This is a genomic window from Salinispora mooreana (genome assembly GCF_000379065.1).
GTDB classification, from domain to species: Bacteria; Actinomycetota; Actinomycetes; order Mycobacteriales; family Micromonosporaceae; genus Micromonospora; species Micromonospora mooreana.
Genome location: NZ_KB900614.1, coordinates 1,160,511 through 1,179,813 on the forward strand (window position 1 = coordinate 1,160,511; position 19,303 = coordinate 1,179,813).

Annotated in this window: 23 protein-coding genes and 1 riboswitch; of the genes, 4 read left to right on the forward strand and 19 right to left on the reverse strand. The window is 70.6% G+C overall.

Annotation, left to right across the window (positions count from 1 at the left end):
* Positions 1–85: 85 nt before the first annotated feature.
* The 4 genes from SALPAC6_RS0105465 (at position 86) to SALPAC6_RS0105480 (ending at position 3,567) form a co-directional block, all read left to right on the forward strand.
* A complete protein-coding gene (locus SALPAC6_RS0105465) occupies positions 86–862 on the forward strand; it encodes an ABC transporter ATP-binding protein (RefSeq protein WP_018252439.1) in 777 nt (258 codons plus the stop codon).
* Positions 862–1,812 (forward strand): LLM class F420-dependent oxidoreductase, encoded by a 951-nt coding sequence (locus tag SALPAC6_RS0105470; protein WP_018252440.1) that lies wholly within the window; start codon positions 862–864, stop codon positions 1,810–1,812. The genes SALPAC6_RS0105465 and SALPAC6_RS0105470 overlap by 1 nt, the downstream gene beginning before the upstream one ends.
* Positions 1,809–2,111 (forward strand): cupin domain-containing protein, encoded by a 303-nt coding sequence (locus tag SALPAC6_RS0105475; RefSeq protein WP_018252441.1) that lies wholly within the window; start codon positions 1,809–1,811, stop codon positions 2,109–2,111. Before SALPAC6_RS0105470 ends, SALPAC6_RS0105475 begins: the two co-directional genes overlap by 4 nt.
* Before the next feature lie 79 nt (positions 2,112–2,190).
* Positions 2,191–3,567 carry a hypothetical protein gene (locus tag SALPAC6_RS0105480; RefSeq protein WP_018252442.1) on the forward strand — a complete coding sequence of 459 codons (1,377 nt, stop codon included), beginning with the start codon at positions 2,191–2,193 and terminating at the stop codon, positions 3,565–3,567.
* A 103-nt stretch (positions 3,568–3,670) separates the two neighbouring features.
* Here SALPAC6_RS0105480 and thiC read toward each other — a convergent pair whose 3' ends face one another.
* The 19 genes from thiC to map form a co-directional block, all read right to left on the reverse strand.
* Complete coding sequence (gene thiC / locus SALPAC6_RS0105485; protein WP_018252443.1) at positions 3,671–5,263, reverse strand: phosphomethylpyrimidine synthase ThiC; 1,593 nt, start codon at positions 5,261–5,263, stop codon at positions 3,671–3,673.
* Positions 5,264–5,280: 17 nt separating this feature from the next.
* On the reverse strand, positions 5,281–6,066 hold the full coding sequence (gene thiD, locus SALPAC6_RS0105490) for a bifunctional hydroxymethylpyrimidine kinase/phosphomethylpyrimidine kinase (RefSeq protein WP_018252444.1): 786 nt from the start codon (positions 6,064–6,066) through the stop codon (positions 5,281–5,283).
* Positions 6,063–6,671: a thiamine phosphate synthase gene (locus tag SALPAC6_RS0105495; RefSeq protein ID WP_018252445.1), complete on the reverse strand. Its 609-nt coding sequence runs from the start codon at positions 6,669–6,671 to the stop codon at positions 6,063–6,065. The genes thiD and SALPAC6_RS0105495 overlap by 4 nt, the downstream gene beginning before the upstream one ends.
* A complete protein-coding gene (locus SALPAC6_RS0105500) occupies positions 6,668–7,447 on the reverse strand; it encodes a thiazole synthase (protein WP_020493543.1) in 780 nt (259 codons plus the stop codon). Before SALPAC6_RS0105500 ends, SALPAC6_RS0105495 begins: the two co-directional genes overlap by 4 nt.
* The gene (thiS, locus tag SALPAC6_RS0105505; protein ID WP_018252447.1) at positions 7,444–7,644 is read right to left on the reverse strand and encodes a sulfur carrier protein ThiS; all 201 of its coding nucleotides are present in this window, start codon (positions 7,642–7,644) and stop codon (positions 7,444–7,446) included. Before thiS ends, SALPAC6_RS0105500 begins: the two co-directional genes overlap by 4 nt.
* The gene (thiO, locus tag SALPAC6_RS0105510) at positions 7,635–8,819 is read right to left on the reverse strand and encodes a glycine oxidase ThiO (RefSeq protein WP_018252448.1); all 1,185 of its coding nucleotides are present in this window, start codon (positions 8,817–8,819) and stop codon (positions 7,635–7,637) included. The genes thiS and thiO overlap by 10 nt, the downstream gene beginning before the upstream one ends.
* A complete protein-coding gene (locus SALPAC6_RS0105515) occupies positions 8,813–9,439 on the reverse strand; it encodes a thiamine phosphate synthase (protein WP_026189345.1) in 627 nt (208 codons plus the stop codon). Before SALPAC6_RS0105515 ends, thiO begins: the two co-directional genes overlap by 7 nt.
* A riboswitch (TPP riboswitch) is annotated at positions 9,434–9,543 on the reverse strand. (Overlaps the previous gene by 6 nt.)
* Before the next feature lie 152 nt (positions 9,544–9,695).
* On the reverse strand, positions 9,696–10,664 hold the full coding sequence (locus tag SALPAC6_RS0105520) for an aldo/keto reductase (protein ID WP_018252450.1): 969 nt from the start codon (positions 10,662–10,664) through the stop codon (positions 9,696–9,698).
* A gap of 16 nt (positions 10,665–10,680) precedes the next feature.
* Positions 10,681–12,360: an ABC-F family ATP-binding cassette domain-containing protein gene (locus SALPAC6_RS0105525; protein ID WP_020493544.1), complete on the reverse strand. Its 1,680-nt coding sequence runs from the start codon at positions 12,358–12,360 to the stop codon at positions 10,681–10,683.
* 42 nt (positions 12,361–12,402) lie between these two features.
* Positions 12,403–13,008 carry a class I SAM-dependent methyltransferase gene (locus tag SALPAC6_RS0105530; RefSeq protein ID WP_018252452.1) on the reverse strand — a complete coding sequence of 202 codons (606 nt, stop codon included), beginning with the start codon at positions 13,006–13,008 and terminating at the stop codon, positions 12,403–12,405.
* Positions 13,009–13,046: 38 nt separating this feature from the next.
* Positions 13,047–13,877 carry a tRNA pseudouridine(38-40) synthase TruA gene (gene truA, locus SALPAC6_RS0105535; RefSeq protein WP_018252453.1) on the reverse strand — a complete coding sequence of 277 codons (831 nt, stop codon included), beginning with the start codon at positions 13,875–13,877 and terminating at the stop codon, positions 13,047–13,049.
* A 68-nt stretch (positions 13,878–13,945) separates the two neighbouring features.
* A complete protein-coding gene (rplQ, locus tag SALPAC6_RS0105540; RefSeq protein WP_018252454.1) occupies positions 13,946–14,518 on the reverse strand; it encodes a 50S ribosomal protein L17 in 573 nt (190 codons plus the stop codon).
* A 32-nt stretch (positions 14,519–14,550) separates the two neighbouring features.
* Positions 14,551–15,573 carry a DNA-directed RNA polymerase subunit alpha gene (locus SALPAC6_RS0105545; RefSeq protein WP_018217041.1) on the reverse strand — a complete coding sequence of 341 codons (1,023 nt, stop codon included), beginning with the start codon at positions 15,571–15,573 and terminating at the stop codon, positions 14,551–14,553.
* 97 nt (positions 15,574–15,670) lie between these two features.
* The gene (rpsD, locus tag SALPAC6_RS0105550; protein ID WP_018252455.1) at positions 15,671–16,297 is read right to left on the reverse strand and encodes a 30S ribosomal protein S4; all 627 of its coding nucleotides are present in this window, start codon (positions 16,295–16,297) and stop codon (positions 15,671–15,673) included.
* Between the two features lie 13 nt (positions 16,298–16,310).
* Positions 16,311–16,718 carry a 30S ribosomal protein S11 gene (gene rpsK, locus SALPAC6_RS0105555; RefSeq protein WP_007073011.1) on the reverse strand — a complete coding sequence of 136 codons (408 nt, stop codon included), beginning with the start codon at positions 16,716–16,718 and terminating at the stop codon, positions 16,311–16,313.
* An 18-nt stretch (positions 16,719–16,736) separates the two neighbouring features.
* Positions 16,737–17,117 (reverse strand): 30S ribosomal protein S13, encoded by a 381-nt coding sequence (gene rpsM, locus SALPAC6_RS0105560; protein WP_018222593.1) that lies wholly within the window; start codon positions 17,115–17,117, stop codon positions 16,737–16,739.
* 265 nt (positions 17,118–17,382) lie between these two features.
* Positions 17,383–17,496, reverse strand: coding sequence for a 50S ribosomal protein L36 (gene rpmJ, locus SALPAC6_RS0105570; protein ID WP_012015104.1), 114 nt, complete (start codon positions 17,494–17,496; stop codon positions 17,383–17,385).
* Between the two features lie 92 nt (positions 17,497–17,588).
* Positions 17,589–17,810, reverse strand: coding sequence for a translation initiation factor IF-1 (gene infA, locus SALPAC6_RS0105575; RefSeq protein ID WP_007073013.1), 222 nt, complete (start codon positions 17,808–17,810; stop codon positions 17,589–17,591).
* 590 nt (positions 17,811–18,400) lie between these two features.
* A complete protein-coding gene (map, locus tag SALPAC6_RS0105585; RefSeq protein ID WP_018252458.1) occupies positions 18,401–19,246 on the reverse strand; it encodes a type I methionyl aminopeptidase in 846 nt (281 codons plus the stop codon).
* Positions 19,247–19,303: the final 57 nt, after the last annotated feature.

A 19,303-nucleotide genomic window follows, 5' to 3' on the forward strand; every position in this document is an offset into this window, starting at 1 on the left:
ATTCCCACCCCAGCCAGCATCATCGCCGTACCCGGCCGGTACCCTGTCCCTTGATCACTGACTGTCGACTCAGGAGGGCCCGCGGATGATCCGGCTGTCCGGGGTATCCCGAATTTTCGATGGCCGCTCCGGCCTCGTCGAGGCCCTGCGCGGCATCGACCTTGACATCGCCGACGGTGAGTTCATCGCCGTGCTCGGCCGCTCCGGATGTGGCAAATCCACTCTGCTCCGACTCGTCGCTGGGCTACTCCCGGTTACCACCGGGGAGGTCACCGTCGCTGACGCACCGGTCACCCATCCCCGACCGGATGTCGCGATGTTGTTCCAGCGACCGGCCCTGCTGCCCTGGCGCACGGTGCTCGACAACGTCCTCCTCCCCGCGGAGATCTTCGGCTGGAAGCGGGCCCAACACCGCGACCGGGCCCGGCAGCTGCTGGAGCTGACCGGCCTCGCCGGGTTCGAAAAGCGGCTGCCACACGAGCTCTCCGGCGGCATGCAACAGCGGGTCTCGCTCTGTCGCTCACTGATCGGCGAGCCCCGGGTGATGCTGATGGACGAGCCCTTCTCCGCACTTGATGCGCTCACCCGCGAGGAGCTCTCCGGTGAGCTACAACGGGTGCACATGGAGACATCGGCGACGGTCATCTTCGTCACCCACTCCATCGAGGAGGCGGTCCTGCTGGCCGACCGGGTGGTGGTGCTCAGCCCTCGCCCCGGCCGCATCCGTGACATCGTTGACGTCTCCATCCCCCGTCCGCGCACGCTCGGCCGCAACGCACATCTGGCCGATGTCGCCCGGGTCAGCGCCGACCTACACGAGCTGCTCGCGGAGCAGGACCCCGCACCGGTGGAGGTGCCCTGATGCGCGTTTCGGTGTTCACCGAGCCACACCGGGGCGCCAGCTACGACGACCAGCTCCGGTTCGCCCGCCACGCGGAGCGCTGCGGCTACGACGGCTTTCTCCGCGCCGACCACTACCGGGCGATGGGTGACGACCCGGCGTTGCCCGGACCCACGGACGCCTGGCTGACGCTGGCCGCGCTGGCCCGCGAGACCAGCCGGATCCGGCTCGGCACGCTGGTCACGTCGGCCACCTTTCGGCTACCCGGTCCACTGGCCATCATGGTGGCGCAGGTTGACCAGATGAGCGGTGGCCGGGTCGACCTGGGTATCGGCGCCGGCTGGTACGAACGGGAGCACACCGCGTACGGGATCCCCTTCCCCAGCGTCAGCGATCGGTTTGACCGGCTGGCCGAACAGCTGGAGATCGTCACCGGCCTGTGGCGTACCCCTCCGGGGACCGCGTTCAGCTACACCGGAGAGCACTACCAACTCGTGGACGCGCCAGCATTGCCAAAGCCGGTCCAGCGCCCCGGTCCACCGGTGATCGTGGGTGGTCGTGGCGCGAAGCGTACCCCCGACCTGGCTGCCCGTTATGCCGACGAGTTCAACATGCCGTTCACCTCCATCGCGCAGACGGCGGCCGCGTACGAGCGGGTCCGCCAGGCGTGCGACGCCGCCGGTCGGGCCGAGTCCGGGCGGCAACCGTTGGCGCTCTCGGCGGGGATTGTGGTGGCCGTCGGCCGCACCGACGCCGAGGCAGGCCACCGGGCCGCGCCGCTGCACCGGCCCAGTGCCCTCCCCCCGGAGGATCCGGTCGTGGGCTCGCCCGCGCAGCTCGTCGAACGCATCGGCGAGTTCGCCGCGATCGGAGCGACCCGCGTCCACCTGCGCCTCATCGATCTCGCCGACCTCGACCACCTGGAGCTCATCGCCGCCGAGGTGCTCCCCCAACTGGATGGATCACAATGACCACAACCGACCTTGAGCTGGGCCCGGTGGGCCAGGAGATCGTCTTCGAGAACGACCGGGTACGAGTCTGGCACATCAGGCTGGCACCCGGTGAGCGGCAACCGCTGCATCGGCACGACCACCCGTATCTGGTGGTGGCGATCCAGGGCGCCAAGAACGTCGTGCAGACCATCGACGGCGAGCGGATCGACGCTGACGAGCCAACCGGCGGCGTCGTCTATCGGGATCCGGGAGCGGTGCACATGCTCACCAACACGGGCGACACGACCTACCTGGCCCGTCTGGTCGAGCTCAAGTAGCCCCACCGCCGGGCGGGCTACCGCACCCACCCGGCGTGCCAGTGGCGCACGCGCGCACCAGGACCGTAACGTGCCCGGCATGGCGTTTCGGACCATGGGCAAACTACTGCTCACGGCGCTCGGGGTAAGCCTGTTGGCCGGTGCCGGCCAACTCGGCATCGCCTTCGGATTCGGCATCGTGCGCTTCTCCGGCGCCTTCACCGGTGAGGGCGCCAACCAGTGGCCGGCGCAGCTCGCCTGGGTCGGCTGGTTTGCGGCGAACGCCGCGGTCACCGGTGCGGTCTGCGCCGAACGGCTGACGCGCCGGGCAGCCCCGCTGATCGGTGCCGGTCGGCAGGCCGTCGTGGCGGGTGCCGCCGCGCTCGGCGCCACCGTCGTCGCGCCACTGGGCATGCAGTCCGCCCGCGCCGCCGACGTGGGCGCCGGGGATCCGGTCTGGGCCGTCGCCGCCGGCGCGCTCCTCGGCGCGGTGGTCGGCGCGGGCGCGGCGCTGGCCGTCCTGATGCGACCCCCACTACTCTGGAGCACGGCGTTCGTCGCCGGCCTGGTCTGGTTCCTCGCCCTGGCCTCGGTGGCCCCATCGTGGAACGACACCGGCCCACTTCGGGCAGTACGCCTCGGGGTGTGGGAACCCTCCTGGCTCGGTCCCGCCGTGGCACACCGCCTCTGCCTGCTAGGCCTTCCGGTGGCGGTGCTGCTGGCCGGAGCCTGTGCCGGTGGCCTCGCCCGTCGGCGCGGGGAGCCCACACCCGTCGGCGCGCTGACCGGGCTCCCCGGGCCGGTGCTGCTGGCCGGCGCGTACCTGACCGCGGGCCCCGGCACGGACGCAGACCAGTACCAGACCACGCCGTACTACGGCGCCCTGCTCGCGGTGGTCGCCGGCGGGTTCGGCTCGACCGCCGCCGCTATGCTGCGCTGGCCACTGATCGAACGCCCGGTCGAACGGGCCGCCACGATGCTGCGCTGGCCGCTGAGCACACGCCGGGTCGAGCACGTCGCCACGACCCCCGCAGCCGCAACCGAGGCGGCAGCCGACGCATCAGGCACCGAGCGGGTACCCAACCCGGAGCCGGCACCCGACACCACGCCGACGGCCAGCCCCGAGCCGACGGCACTTCCCCCGACGCGCCCGGCTCCGGCCGCACCAACCACCGGCAACCCGGTACCGGCGGCCCGGCCCCGTCCGGTAGCGGACGAGGATGACCCGGGCACCGCTGCCGACCCGTTGGGGGACGGCGCAACGCCTCCCGCGTCACGCCGCCGAAGCCTGTTCAGACGCAGTCACCTCCGGGCCGACGAGGCCGGGGAACCGACAGCGGAGGTCCAGCTACCAGTGCAGGATGAGGAGTTCGTTGACTGGGTCACGGGTCTGAGCAAGCCGGTGCCCAACAACGAACCCGATCCGGAACGCGCGCGCCGCTCGTTGCGCTCCATCGGTCGACACCACGCCGACTAACCCGGGCTGCCCCCGGGCCGCCCGCTCCGGCCGACCACCGATACCACGGTGCCCACCCGTGGCACCCCGACCAACGGCCAGGGCGTCACGGGTGGATGGGAGATCAGGCCAGCGGAAGGTAGACCCGACCGCCGGAGGCGACGAACTCCTCCGACTTGTCCTTCATGCCGCGCGCCGCGTACTCCTTCAGCTCCTGGGTGATCTTCATGGAGCAGAACTTCGGGCCGCACATCGAACAGAAGTGGGCCGTCTTCGCCGGCTCGGCGGGCAGGGTGGCGTCGTGGTAGGCGCGTGCGGTCTCCGGGTCCAACGCGAGGTTGAACTGGTCCTCCCAGCGGAACTCGAACCGCGCCTTGGACAGCGCGTCGTCCCAGGCCTGGGCTCCCGGGTGCCCCTTGGCCAGGTCTGCGGCGTGCGCGGCGATCTTGTACGCGATCACGCCGGCCTTCACGTCGTCCCGGTCCGGCAACCCGAGGTGCTCCTTCGGGGTGACGTAGCAGAGCATCGCCGTACCGAACATTCCGATCATCGCCGCGCCGATGGCGGAGGTGATGTGGTCGTACGCGGGGGCGATGTCCGTGCTCAGCGGGCCGAGCGTGTAGAACGGCGCCTCGTGACACCACTCCTGCTGAAGGTCCACATTCTCCTTGATCTTGTGCATCGGCACATGACCCGGACCCTCGATCATCACCTGGACATCGTGTTCCCACGCGATCTTCGTCAGCTCACCGAGGGTCTTCAGCTCAGCGAACTGCGCCTCGTCGTTGGCGTCCGCGATCGAGCCGGGGCGCAACCCGTCGCCGAGCGAGAACGTCACGTCGTAGCGGGCCAGAATCTCGCAGAGCTCCCGGAAGTTCGTGTAGAGGAAGTTCTCCTCGTGGTGGGCCAGGCACCACGCTGCCATGATCGAACCACCACGGGAGACGATCCCGGTCACCCGGTCCACGGCGAGCGGCACGTACGACAACAGCACTCCGGCGTGCACCGTCATGTAGTCCACGCCCTGCTCGGCCTGCTCGATGACCGTCTCCCGGAACACCTCCCAGCTCAACTGCGCCGGGTCGCCGCCCACCTTCTCCAACGCCTGGTAGATCGGCACAGTGCCGATCGGCACCGGGGAGTTCCGGACGACCGCCTCCCGGGTTTCGTGGATCCGCTTGCCGGTCGACAGGTCCATCACGGCGTCCGCACCCCAACGGGTCGCCCAGGTCAGCTTCTCCACCTCTTCGGCGACCGAGGAGGTGACCGCCGAGGTACCGATGTTCGCATTGATCTTCACCAGGAAGGCCTTGCCGATGATCGCCGGCTCGCACTCCGGGTGGTTGACGTTCAGCGGCAGCACCGCCCGACCGGTCGCGATCTCCTCCCGCACCAGCTCCGGGGCCACCCCCTCGCGGATCGCCACAAACTCCATCTCCGGCGTCACCACACCCGCCCGGGCATACGCAAGCTGGGTCGGCCGCTGGCCGTCCACCCCCGCCAGCGGCGTACCGGCACCGCGCACCGGCGCGACGTCCCCACGGGACGCGATCCACTTGCCGCGCATCGGCGGCAGCCCCACCTCCGGGTCGGATCCCGGCCCCGAGGTGTCGTAGAGCCGCACCGGCGGGTTGTCTCCGGTCAGGTCGACCTCGGCGAACGGCACCTGAATGTCCGGTCGTGACCCCTCGACGTAAACCTTGCGACGTTTCTGCATGACAGCCTCCCTGTAGGTCAGACGGACCAATTGAAGTGATCGAGTGGCCCGGATCCCGCGCCCAACTCCCAGTCCCGAGCGCCGATCAGTGCCCGGGTCACGTACTCCTTGGCCGCCGCGACCGCCACCGGCACCGCATCACCGAGAGCGAGCCGGACGGTGACGGCCGCCGAAAACGAGCACCCCGTTCCGTGGTGGTGCCGGGTCGGCACCCGGGCAGCGCGGAGCAGGGTGGTGCCGCCCGCGCCGTGGAGCACGTCCACCGCTTCGTCCCCTTCGGCGTCCCCGCCGGTGACCACGACGTACTCTGGTCCGCCGGCGGTGAGGGCCGTCGCGGCGGCGATCATCTCCTCAACCGTCTCCACCCGGCCTCCGGTGAGGACCGCGGCCTCCGCCCGGTTCGGCGTCGCCACCTGGGCGGACGGCAGCAACCGCTCCACCACCGGGACCGCGCTCAGCCGGTGCCCGCTGCTGGCCACCAACACCGGATCGACGACGAGGTGCGGCAGCCGGCCCTCCCGCGCCGCGACAGCGACCGCGTCGGCGACCGCCGGGCTACCGAGCATGCCGGTCTTCACCGCCCGCACCGAGAAGTCGGCGAGCACGCTCTCCAGCTGATCGGTCACGGTCTGCGGGGGCAACGGCAGGACGGCGTCGACGCCGCGGGTGTTCTGCGCGGTGACCGCGGTGACAACGCTGGTGCCGTACGCTCCCAGCGCCGCGAAGACCTTCAGGTCGGCCTGGATGCCGGCGCCCCCACCCGAGTCCGAGCCAGCGATGGTGAGGACGGTACGAGGCGTCACCGTCTCTCTCCACCAGCGACGGTGATGAAGGCTCCCTGCAGGGTGGCCGCAACCACGCGCGGGTCCTCGGCCCGCATGACCGCACCCAGTACCGCCACCCCGGCCGCTCCCGCGGTCACACAGTCGCGTACCTGCCCGGCCGTCTCGATCCCGCCCAGCGCCACCACCGGGACCGGGCAGACCCCGATCAACGCTGCCAGTCCGGTCGGGAGCAGCGGCGGGCCGTAGCCGGGCTTCGTCCGCGTCGGATAGACCGGGGAGACAATGGCGTAGTCCTCGACCGTGAGTCGCTTCAACTCTGCCTCGTCATGGCAGGAACGGCCGGTCAGGCCCGGTCGTGGTGGCGGATACGGACCCGCCGCCGGCAGGTGAACGGCGCTTCCGTCGAGCGGATCCGGGCCGGCAACAACAAGGGTGCCACCGACCGGGGTGAGGACCCGGCGCAGTGCACCGGCGAGGGCGGCACGCTCGGCCCGCGGCAGATCCCGCTCCCGCAGCACCACCCAGCGCACGCCGCCGGCCACGGCCTCGGCGACAACCTCGACCAGTGGTCGCCGTGCCGCCCGGCGGTCGGTGAGCACCACCAGGCCGCTCGGGCCGGTCACAGCTCCGGCCGCCCATCGTCGGGGGTGGAGGCGAGGGCGTGGAAGCGACGCGGGATCCGGCCGGCCCGATACGCGAGCCGGCCGGAATCGACCGCGTACCGCATCGCCGTGGCCATCGCCACCGGATCGGCAGCCCGAGTCACGGCGCTGGCCAGCAGTACCGCGTCGCAGCCCAACTCCATGGCGAGCGCCGCATCGGAGGCGGTCCCGATTCCCGCATCCACAATCACCGGCACCGCCACGCTCTGCCGGATGAGCCGGATGTGGTGCGGATTCGACACGCCGAGCCCCGAGCCGATCGGCGCACCCGCCGGCATCACCGCCGCGCAGCCGACATCGGCCAGCCGACGTGCCAGAATCGGGTCATCCGAGGTGTATGGCAGCACGGTGAACCCGTCGGCGACCAGCTCCTCCGCAGCCCGCAACAGCTCCACGCCGTCGGGCAGCAGGGTGCGCTCGTCACCGATCACCTCAAGCTTCACCCAGTCGGTCTCGAATGCCTCCCGGGCTAGCTGGGCCACCTTCACCGCCTCACCGGCCGTGTAGCAGCCGGCGGTGTTGGGGAGCAGCCGGACCCCGCAGCGGTCGATCAGGTCCAGTAGGCCCCCCGAGGGGCCGCCGGTGGTGTCCACCCGGCGCAGCGCCACGGTGACCAGGTCGGTGCCGGAGGCTCGGATCGCCTCTTCCAAGACGGTGAGGTTGGCGGCCCCGCCGGTGCCGAGGATCAGGCGCGACGAGATCGGCACCCCACCCAGTTCGAGGGTCACCCCGCTCACCCACCCTGCGCGGCGCTGAGCACCTCGACCCGGTCCCCATCCCGCAGCGGGGTGGCCGGCCAGCCACCGCGCGGCACGACCTCGCCGTTGACGGCGACAGCCAGGCCACGCTTCTGGTCGGTCACCACCTGGACCAGGTCCGCGAGGGTCGTCCCGGCGGGCAGGGTACGCCCGGCACCGTTCACCATCAGTTCCACGACTCCTCCTGTGGGGTTGTCCGGGCCGCGGCAGATCCGCGTGCCGGCGCGGGCACACCCGCCGCCGGCCCGAGGCGCTCCGGGGTGAAGGGAGCGAGCAGTGGATCCGGCGTACCGGTGACGATCAGGTCGGCGATCAGGTCGGCGGTGACCGGGGTGAGCACGATCCCGTGCCGGTGGTGCCCGGTCGCGGCGAGCACCGCCGGCCGGCCGGGCAGCGGACCGAGGATCGGGGCGTTGTCGGGGCTGCCCGGACGGAGCCCGGCGAGCGCCTCGACCAGCTCGTACTCGGCCACCTCGGGCACCAGGTCGGTGGCGGCCCGGAGCAACCGCAACACCGCACCGCTGGTCACCATGGTGTCGGTGCGCTCCTCCGAGGTCGCCCCGACCACGACCTCCCCCTCCTGCCGCGGGACGAGGTACACCTGCTCCCCGTCGGCGAAACCCCGGATCACGTGCCGGAAGCCCGGCCCTTCCGGGGCGCGGAGCCGAAGCACCTGCCCCTTGACCGGACGAACCGGCAGCCCGGTCAACGCGGCGGTGCCGCAGCCGGCCGCGACCACCGTGGTCCCCGCGGTCACCTGGGTCAACCGCTGGACCGGCGTCGGCACCAGCACTCCCCCGGCCCGCTCGGTGGCGGTGCGCAACGCCGACATCAGCCGCCGCGGGTCCACCTGGTGATCGGTACCGGCATAGGCGCCACCCCGCAGGCGGGGTGAGAGCGCCGACTCCCGGTCTCGCAGCTCGGAGGGGCGCAATGGGGTGATCGGCAGCCCCAGCCCCTGCTGGTACGCCCAGAGCCGGCGGGCCACCGCGAGATCGTCGGTGGTGAGCCCGACCATCAGGGTGCCCTCGCTGCGATAGCCGACGTCGGCGCCGGAGGCGGCGACGAGCTCGGCGGCGAACGCCGGCCAGCGCGCCGCCGACTCGGTGAGCAGGCCGGTCAGCTCGTGCTCACCGAAGTACGCCTCGGCGACCGGCGCGAGCATTCCCGCGGCGGCATACGCCGCGCCCGAACCAGGATTCGGGTCGTGCACGACGACCCGCAGCCCGCGCGCCGCGCACCGCCAGGCGATGGCCAAGCCGATCGGCCCCGCCCCGACCACCGCAACGTCGGGCGTGGGCAGCGAGTTCGGGTTGTTGCCCCGGGAGGTGCCGGGGAATGTGCTCACCACGTCAGTGCCTCCATCAGGGCGGCGGTGGCCTGGGCGGGGTCGGCGGCGCGCGAGAGCGCGCCGATCACCGCCACTCCGTATGCGCCCGCTGCCCGCAGGGCAGGCACGTCCGCCGCGGTCACCGCCCCGATGGCGATCACCGGCACGCTGACCGCGGCGGCGACCGCTCCTACCCCGGCCACACCGATGGCGGGCGGCAGACCCTCCTTTGAGGTGGTGGAGTGGACCGGGCCGACCCCGAGGTAACTGGCCCCGGCGGCGACCGCCTCGACAGCGGTGTCCGCGTCGCGAGCGGTCGCGCCGAGGACGGCAGCGGAGCCGAGCACCGCGCGGGCCGCGCCGAGCGGCAGGTCGTCCGCGCCCACGTGTCCACCGGCAGCACCCACCGCCAGGGCCACGTGCAGCCGATCGTTCACCAGGCAGGTCGCGTCGTGCCGGGCGCAGAGCGCGATCACCCGGCGGGCCAGGTCGTACGCCTGCCGGTCGGTCGCATCGTCGGGCACCCGGACCTGGACGACCAGTTCGGTACGGGCCACCGACAGGGCCGCCTGCACCACGGTGAGCGGGCTTTGCCCAGGGCGGGCATCGGTAATCAGATGTAAGCGTCCAAGGGACGACACGGCAACTCTCCTCCCTGCGCCGGCACTACCCGGATCAGGTTCAACGGTCGGGGGCTCCCAGCCCCCCTCTCAGCCCGGTCTACCGGGCTCCCGTGGGTCACTTGCCTGCCACCGTACGGCAGCCGCCATGAGGCTGCCAAGACGGCCCCAGACGGGGCCATCTTGGCCAGGATGTACACCGGCCGCTGCCGGAGGTGCCCCGGACGCGACTCGGCGTCCCACCGTCGAGACGGTGGGACGCCGGCTTCTTCACCTTCTAGCTGTCGAGCACCGCCCGCAGGGCCGCCAGATCGCCGGCATCGGGTGACCAGGATCCCGCCGCCGCGTTGGCCCGAACCTGGTCGGGTGTGGTGGCACCGGCGATCACCGAGGTCACCGCGGGCTGGGCGGCGAGCCCGCCAATGGCGACCTGAAGCAGGCTGAGCCCGCGCTCGGCCGCGTAGGCCTCGAGCGCCTCGATGGTGTCCCACTCGGCGGCGGCCAGCCGGGCGGCATACCGGGCGCCACCAGCGAGGCGACTGCCCGACGGAGCTGACTCGCCCCGCTTGTACTTGCCGGTGAGCAGGCCGTTGGCGAGGGGGAAGAAGGGCAGCAGGCCCAGCCCGAACCGCTCACACGCCGGGATGATCTCGGCCTCGACGCCCCGTTCGATGAGGGAGTAGTGATTCTGCGCGGAGATGAACCGGGTCCGCCCCCGCGACCTGGCGGTCCAGTCCGCATCGGCGATCTGCCAGCCGCCGAAGTTGGAGTTGCCCAGGTAACGCACCTTGCCGGCGGTGACCAGATCGTCCAGTGCGGCGAGCGTCTCGTCAATCGGGGTGCCCGGGTCCGGCTCGTGCATCTGATACAGGTCGATGTGGTCGGTGTTGAGCCGACGCAGCGAAGCCTCCACCGCTCGCATGACGTAGCGCCGGGCACCGCGGGCGCCGTGGTCCGGTCCGTTCCGGCCGTCCATGTCCATGCCGAACTTGGTGGCGATCACGACATTGTCCCGGCGCCCCTTGAGCACCTGGCCAAGGAATTCCTCGGAGCTACCCGGCGAAGCACCGTAGATGTCGGCGGTGTCGAAGAAGTTGATCCCAGAGTCGAGGGCGGCCTCCACCACCGCCCGGGTCCCGTCGAGGTCAATTCTGCTACCAAAATTGTTGCAGCCGATGCCGACTGCGGACACCACGAGCCCGGAGTCACCCAATCGGCGATAGGTCATCTCAGTCACGAGATCCACCCTATGCCCAGCGTACTCAGGCCATCTCCCAGATCGGCTCGGCGGCCTCCACCACCTCGCCGTCTCCCTGGAACAGCAGGAACCGACCAAACGAACGGGTGAACCATCGGTCGTGGGTCACCGCCACCACCGTCCCCTCGAACGCGGCCAGCCCCGATTCGAGCGCCTCCGCGGAGGCCAGGTCCAGGTTGTCCGTCGGCTCGTCGAGCAGCAACAGGGTCGCCCCGGACAACTCCAGCAACAGCACCAGGAAGCGAGCCTGCTGGCCACCGGAGAGGGTGCCGAACCGCTGGTCCCCCTGCCCGGCCAGCTCGTACCGGGACAACGCCGCCATCGCCGCGTGCCGGTCCATGCCGGTGCGGTGCTCGTCGCCCCGCCAGAGAATGTCGACCAGCACCCGCTCCATCAGCTCCGGCCGGTCGTGGGTCTGGGAGAAGTGGCCGGGTCGGACCCGGGCACCGAGGCGAGCCACCCCGTCATGCCCGACGGGTGCAAGACCCGCACCGCCGTCAACCGGCTGATTCATCGGATCGGGGTCTGTTCCGCCCCGGGCGATCAGGCGGAGGAAGTGCGACTTTCCGGTCCCGTTGGCACCGAGCACGGCGACCCGGTCGCCGTACCAGAGCTCCAGGTCAAAGGGGTAGGTCAGACCGTCGAGCTCCAGTTGCTCGCAGATCAGGGCGCGCTTGCCGGTCCGGCCGCCGGCCAGCCGCATCCGGATGTCCTGTTCCTTCGGGGGTACGGGTGGTGGCCCGGCCTCCTCGAACTTACGCAACCGGGTCTGGGCGGCCTGGTAACGGGAGGCCATACCGGAGTTGTACGCGGCCTTCTGCTTGTACATCAGCATCAGCTCACGCAGCTTCTGGTGCTCCTCGTCCCACCGCCGACGCTGCTCGTCGAGGCGGTCATGCCGGGCAACCCGGGCCTCATGCCAGCTGGCGAAACCACCCGGGTGCACCCACGCGCCACCGCCCTCGACGGCTACCACCCGGTCCGCGGTGCGGGCCAGCAGCTCCCGGTCGTGCGAGACGTACAGCGCCGACTTGCCGGACTCCCGCAGCCGCGCCTCCAACCAGCGCTTCCCGGGCACGTCGAGGAAGTTGTCCGGCTCGTCGAGCAGGAGCACCTCTTCGGGACCACGCAGAAGCAGCTCCAGGGCGAAACGCTTCTGCTGCCCACCGGAGAGCGTCCGGACCGGACGGTGCCGCGCCGTGTCCCACGGCAGGTCGAGCACGATCGTGGTGACGGTGTCGAAGAGCACCTCGGCGTCGTACCCGCCGGCCTCCCCCCAGGCGGCGAGCGCCTCCGCGTACGCGAGCTGGGCCTTGCCGGCAGCGGTGCTGTACTTGCCGCGTACCTCGGCCGCCCGCATCGCTGCCTCGGTCCCGGCGACTCGCTGACCAGCCTCGCGCAGCCGGGGCGGGGCGAGGGAGAGAGCCAGGTCGGCGAGGGTTGACTCGTCGCCGATCATCCCGATGAACTGACGCATTACTCCCAGCCCGCCGGCCCGGGAGATCGCGCCGCGCGGCACCGGCAGGTCGCCGGCGACCATCCTCAGCAGCGTCGTCTTTCCCGCGCCGTTCGGCCCGACCAGGGCGACCTTCGCGCCATCGGCGACGCGGAACGACACATCAGCGAATAGTTGTCGCCCGTCGGGCAGCCAGTGCCCAACGGCCGCCACGTCTACGTAACCCACGCTGGCATCCTGCCGGGCCGGCCCGATCCGGGCCAACCCGTTTTACCGGGTCACCCGCAGCACCCGGTAGCCCTTCTGGCTCGCCGGCCGCGCCACCTGCCAGCCCCGCTCGGAGAGCCAGCGATGTAGCGAGTCACCACCGAGGTGCCGGGCGACAACCAGCCAGGCCACCCCGTCCGGTGCCAGCCGGGGCAGCCAGCACAGCAGAAGCTGGTGCAGCTCGGTCTTGCCGACCCGGATCGGCGGATTCGACCAGATCTGATCGAATGTCACCGCTGCGGGAACCGCATCCGGCGGAGCGACCCGGACCCGGCCCGCCGCCCCGACCCGCGCGGCGTTGGCCGCGGTCAGCTCCCGAGCCCGCTCGTTGACGTCGACGGCCCAGACGGTGGCCGACGGCACCGAGGTGGCGAGCACACAGGTGATCGGTCCGAAACCGCAGCCGAGGTCGAGCAGGTGACCGGTGCTCTCCGGCGCCGGTAGCTCCGCCTTGCGCAGCAGCACCGCCGTCCCCGGGTCGAGCCGCCCGGCAGAGAAGACACCACCGGCGGAGGCCAGGGTGTAGTCGCGTCCCGCCGCGGAGAACACCACCTCCCGGGGTTGGACGGCAGTCGCCGGTTCAGCGGTGAAGTAGTGGTCGCCGGTCACACCGCCGATTCTCGCATCGGCTCCGCCAGCGCCCCGCCTCAGGCCGGGGGCGGCACCCGCAACCGGCGGGTCAGGGTAGCCCGGCGGGCATACTCGGTCGGGTCATCCGGGTAGCCCACCGCGACCAGGGTCAAGCCGTGCGCCGGAGCGACGTTCACCTCGCTGGCGCGTTCCCGACGGACGAGCAGACCGGCCGGCCAGTCGGCGGGGCGGCGGCCGTCCCCGACGGCCAGCATCGCACCGACCAGACTGCGTACCATCGCCTGGCAGAAGGCGTCGGCCTGCACGGTCGCCACGAGAGTCCCGTCCGGGGCACGCCCCCAGTCCAGCCGGTTCACCTCCCGCAACGTCGTCGCGTTCTCCTTACGCCGGCAGTACGCGGCGAAGTCGTGCTCCCCCACCAGCCCGTCGGCGGCCGCGTTCAGGGCGGCCAGATCGAGCCGGCTCGGCCAGGCCAGGGTGTCGTGGCGCCGCAACGGCTCGGCACCCCAGGGCGCGTCGGTGACCCGGTACTCGTACCGCCGGAAGGTCGCCGAGAAGCGGGCGTCGAAGTCGTCGGGCGCTCCCGTCATCGCCCGTATCCGCACGTCGGCGGGGAGCAGCCGGGCCAGCCGCCGCAGCAGGGTGTTCTCATGCTGGTGCCACAGATCGGTCCGCAGGTCAACGTGGCAGACCTGCCCGGTGGCGTGCACGCCGGCGTCGGTCCGGCCGGCGACGGTCAGCCCGGTCGCCGCACCGGCACCAAGCACCAGGTCAAGCGCGGCCACCAGGGCACCAGCGACCGTGCGCCGCTGCGGCTGGATCGCCCAGCCGGAGAAGTCGGTGCCGTCGTACGAGACATCCAGTCGTATCCGGGTGCGCTCCTGCACTCCTGTCCCCTTCCACGCGTCGGGCCCGACACCCGGGTGGGTGTCGGGCCCGACGGGAGCCTGGCCGATCAGGCCTTGTTCTGCTCGTTGTTCTCCTCGACAGCGAGGTCGCTGTCCGCGCGGGCCGCAGCGGTGTCACCCGAGGCCGAGACGGGCGCCTCGGCGTCCTGGTCGCCGCTGGTCGGCGCCGAGGTCTCCGCGGCCGGGGCGAGCGCCTCGACCTTCTCCTGCTGCGCGGCCTTGCGGCCGGCGGTCTTCTTGTTCGCCTTCGGCTCCGCGACCGCCAGCTCCTCGACCAGCTCGATGATCGCCATCGGAGCGGCGTCACCCTTACGCGGACCGGTCTTCACGATCCGGGTGTAGCCACCGTTACGGTTGGCGTACCGGGGCGCGATCTGGTCGAACAGGGTGTAGACCACGTCCTTGTCCTTGACGACCGTGAGCACCCGACGCCGGGCGGCCAGGTCACCGCGCTTCGCCTTGGTGATCATCTGCTCCGCGAGCGGCCGCAGCCGCCGGGCCTTGGTCTCGGTGGTCTGAATCTTGCCGTGCTGGAACAGCGACGTGGCCAGGTTGGCCAGCATCAACCGCTCGTGCGCCGGGCTGCCGCCGAGGCGGGCACCCTTAGTGGGCGTGGGCATTCTCGGTGCTCCTCGTCAATCCTCAGCCGCGCTTACAGCTGCTCAGTCTCGCGGTAGTCCTCGGTGTCGTAGTCGGCCTCACCGAAGGCGTCCACGACGTTCGCCGGGTCGAAGTTCGGAGCCGAGTCCTTCAGCCCCAAGCCCATCCCAGCGAGCTTCATCTTGACCTCGTCGATCGACTTCTGGCCGAAGTTACGGATGTCGAGGAGGTCAGCCTCGGTACGCCCAATGAGCTCACCAACGGTGTTGATGCCCTCGCGCTTGAGGCAGTTGTAGGAGCGGACGGTGAGGTCCAGCTCCTCGATCGGCAACGCCAGATCCGCTGCCAGCTGGGCGTCCTGCGGGGACGGCCCGATGTCGATGCCCTCCGCGGTCTCGTCCAGCTCCCGGGCCAGGCCAAAGAGCTCGACCAGGGTGGAACCGGCCGACGCCAGGGCCGTGCGGGGCCCCATCGACGGCTTGGACTCGACGTCGATGATCAGCCGATCGAAGTCGGTCCGCTGCTCGACCCGGGTCGCCTCGACCCGGTAGGTGACCCGGAGCACCGGCGAGTAGATCGAGTCGACCGGAATCCGACCGATCTCGGCACCCGCCTGCTTGTTCTGCGCCGCCGTGACGTAGCCACGGCCCCGCTCGACGGTCAGCTCCATGTCGAGCCGGCCCTTGCCGTTGAGGGTGGCGAGCTTCAGGTCCGGGTTGTGCACCGAGACACCAGCCGGGGGCTGGATGTCACCCGCGGTCACGTCACCCGGGCCCTGCTTACGCAGGTACATGCTGACCGGCTCGTCATGCTCGGAGCTGACGCAGAGCTCCTTGATGTTCATGACGAGCTCGACCACATCCTCCTTGACCCCGGGGATCGTGGTGAACTCGTGCAGCACACCGTCGATCTTGATCGAGGTCACCGCCGCGCCGGGGATGGACGACAGCAGCGTCCGACGCAGCGAGTTACCCAGGGTGTAGCCGAAGCCGGGCTCCAGCGGCTCAATGGTGAACCGGGACCGGGTCTCGTTGATCGACTCCTCGGAGAGCGAGGGCCGCTGGGAGATGAGCATCTCTTCTCTTTTCTTCCGGGGCGCCCGCCATATGACGCCCACGACACACCGTTGTGGTGGTCCGCCCCGGCAAGGGGGCGGACCATCACTCGAGCGCCTACTTGGAGTAGAGCTCGACGATCAGCTGCTCCTGAACCTGGGTGTCGATCACCTGGCGGCTCGGGAGCGAGTGCACGAGCACCTTCATCTGGCTCGGAATGGCCTCCAGCCACGCCGGCACGCTCTTGGAGCCGGCCTCGGCCTGCGCCACCAGGAACGGGGTGAGCTCCTTGCTCTTGCCCCGGACCTCGATGATGTCGTGCTCCTTGACGCGGTACGACGGGATGTCGACCTTCTTGCCGTTCACCGTGAAGTGACCGTGCTTGACCAGCTGCCGGGCCATGTCCCGGGACTTGGCGTAGCCGGCCCGGTAGACCACGTTGTCCAGCCGCGACTCGAGGATCTGCAGGAGGACCTCACCGGTCTTGGCCTGCTTCGAGACGGCCTCATCGTAGTAGCCGCGGAACTGCTTCTCCAGCACGCCGTAGACCCGGCGGGCCTTCTGCTTCTCGCGGTGCTGGAGCAGGTACTCCGTCTCCTTCGTGCGGCCACGGCCGTGCTGTCCGGGCGGGAACGGCCGGGACTCGAACGGGCACTTCGGGCCATCGCACTTGCTGCCCTTGAGGAACAGCTTCATCTTCTCCCGCCGGCAACGGCGGCAGTCAGCACCGGTGTAACGAGCCATCTCTTCCTACCTCTCAGACCCGGCGACGCTTCGGCGGACGGCACCCGTTGTGCGGCTGCGGGGTCACGTCGGAGATCTGACCGACCTCCAGGCCGACGGCCTGCAGCGAACGGATGGCGGTCTCCCGGCCGGAGCCGGGGCCCTTGACAAACACGTCGACCTTGCGCATGCCGTGCTCCATCGCGCGACGCGCGGCGGCCTCGGCGGCCAGCTGCGCGGCGAACGGAGTCGACTTGCGGGAGCCCTTGAAGCCAACCTGGCCGGCGGAGGCCCAGGAGATGACCGCACCGGTCGGGTCCGTGATGGACACGATGGTGTTGTTGAAGGTGCTCTTAATGTGCGCCTGGCCGTGGGCGACATTCTTGCGTTCCTTGCGCCGGACCTTCTTGACAGCGGCTCCGGCACGAGCCTTCGGTGGCATAAGTCTTCTGCGCTCCTATTACTTCCTGCCGGGCTTCTTCTTGCCGGCGACGGTCCGCTTCGGGCCCTTGCGGCTGCGGGCGTTGGTCCGCGTCCGCTGACCACGAACCGGTAGGCCCCGGCGGTGCCGGATACCGGCGTAGCAGCCGATCTCGACCTTGCGACGGATGTCCGCGGCGACCTCGCGGCGCAGGTCACCCTCGACCTTGTAGTTGGCCTCAATGTGGTCGCGGAGCTGCACGAGCTCCTCGTCCGTGAGGTCCCGGGCGCGCTTGTCCGGCGAGATGCCGGTGGCGGCGAGCGTCTCCAGGGCGCGGGTGCGACCCACGCCGAAGATGTAGGTGAGCGCAATCTCCAACCGCTTCTCGCGGGGGAGATCAACGCCGACTAGCCGTGCCATGTGCGGGCGTACTCCTCGTGGTTTCTGGCGGAGGTGTGGTCCCGTCCCATCCCGCTACCGACCATCCCGTTCTCCGACGCCAATACCGACGCCGGCGACCGGTTCGGTCGCTGCCCGAGCGGGCCCCGGCCTCCGACCGGGGGTTAACCACGATGAGGTACGCGCTGCGCACTCCTGCGGCTGGAACGAGCATGTGCTGTGTTGTGACGGAATCTGCGGCCGGGGCCGGTGTCAACCGGTCGCGTGGTCACGACCGGCCGGACAGTCAGCCCTGACGCTGCTTGTGGCGCGGGTCGGCGCAGATGACCATGACCCGGCCGTGCCGGCGGATCACCCGGCACTTGTTGCAGATCCGCTTGACGCTCGGCTTGACCTTCACGGTTGCCTTACTTCCGATCTGGCCCGGCGGCGCGACGAGCGCGGCTCCGGGCGGCGAAGACGGACACGGGATTCACCCGGCCGCCGTCAGGCTTACTTGTAGCGGTAGACGATGCGCCCTCGGGTCAGGTCGTACGGCGAAAGTTCGACGACGACCCGGTCCTCCGGCAGGATACGGATGTAGTGCTGCCGCATCTTGCCGCTGATGTGAGCCAGCACCTTGTGCCCGTTCGCGAGCTCCACCCGGAACATGGCGTTCGGCAGGGGCTCGATGACCCGGCCCTCGATCTCGATGGCTCCGTCTTTTTTCGGCATGTCCTCCGCTGTCCTGACGTCGGTTGCTCCGGACGGCCCACAACGCCTTTCACGGGATGACTGATCGAAACCAGGTAGCCCGCGCCAGCCGCGGCTCCAGCACCCGCCGAAGCGCGGGCGGGCATGCCGGAGTGGACGCTGTGCGCCGATCAGAAAGTGTACGCCGGCCCATACGCCGTCGCCAAACCGACCACCCAACCCCCGCGGATGACCTCACCGAACCGGACGATCGAGCAGTCATCGCCAGCCCCGTCCGGGTACCGGGAGCCGATCCAGCGCACCACGTCAACAATCACCGGAGACCCGGCTGTCGCCGGCTGGGGGCTACCCGTGGAACAGGAGCGGCGGTCTCCCCGGCGCAGGCCGGCTGGAGACGTAATCCGCGCACCCACCGGGGCCACCAACCGGAGTCGGACGGGTCCAACCGCGATCACCAGCCGGACCGGAGGAAGGCCACCCGGCCGGGCCACCGGAGGTACCCGCCGCGACGGCGAGCGCCGAATCGGCCGGCAGGCCGACGGCTGGACAGAGCCTCGGCTGAGCGGACCGTTCGTTCCCGGGCTGCTCCCGGACCGGTCTCGGGCCTCTGCTCAGTCGGCTACCGTCGGCTGCCGGGCAGATACCAGGTCACCGAGGCGCTCCCGCCCTCCGTCAACCGCGGTGAGCACCCACACCCCGTCCGGCAACAGTGCCATGCTGTGTTCCACGTGCACCGCCCGGGAGCCGTCCCGCGTCACCACCGTCCAGCCATCGGCCAACTCCGCTGTCCGGGGCGAGCCCAGGGTGATCATCGGTTCGATGGCCAGCGCCATACCCGGCACCAGCCGGGGACCCTTACCCGGGCGGCCGTGGTTGAGCACGTGCGGATCCTGGTGCATCTCGGTGCCGATTCCGTGACCGCCATACCCGTCAACGATGCCGTACCGCCCGCCCTTGCGGACCGCCGTCTCGACGGCATGGGAGATGTCGGTCAGCCGTCCCCTGCCATTGGCAGCACCGCGGGCGGCCGCGGCGATGCCGGCCCACATCGCGTCCTCGGCGACCGCTGCCATCCGCAGCAACGCCGGATCCACGTCGCCCACCGCGACGGTGATGGCTGCGTCCCCGTGCCAACCGTCCAGCACCGCACCGCAGTCGAGGGAGATGATGTCTCCGTCCCGGAGCACCTGGGTGGGGGCCGGGATACCGTGCACGACCTGCTCGTTGACAGACGCGCAGATCGAGGCGGGAAAGCCGTGGTAGCCCTGGAAGGACGGGGTTGCCCCCGCCGCCCGGATCGTCGACTCGGCGATGGCATCCAACTCCGCGGTGCTGACGCCGGGAGCCACCGCCTCCCGCATCCGGCGCAATGCCTCCGCAACCACCAGCCCGGCGGCGCGCATCTTCTCGATCTGGTCAGGGGTCTTCAGCTGGATATCCAGCTGGGGACGACGCATCGGGGCAAACCTTTCTCACCGAAGAGCGGGGCACGCCGGCACGTACCCCGCTACCGG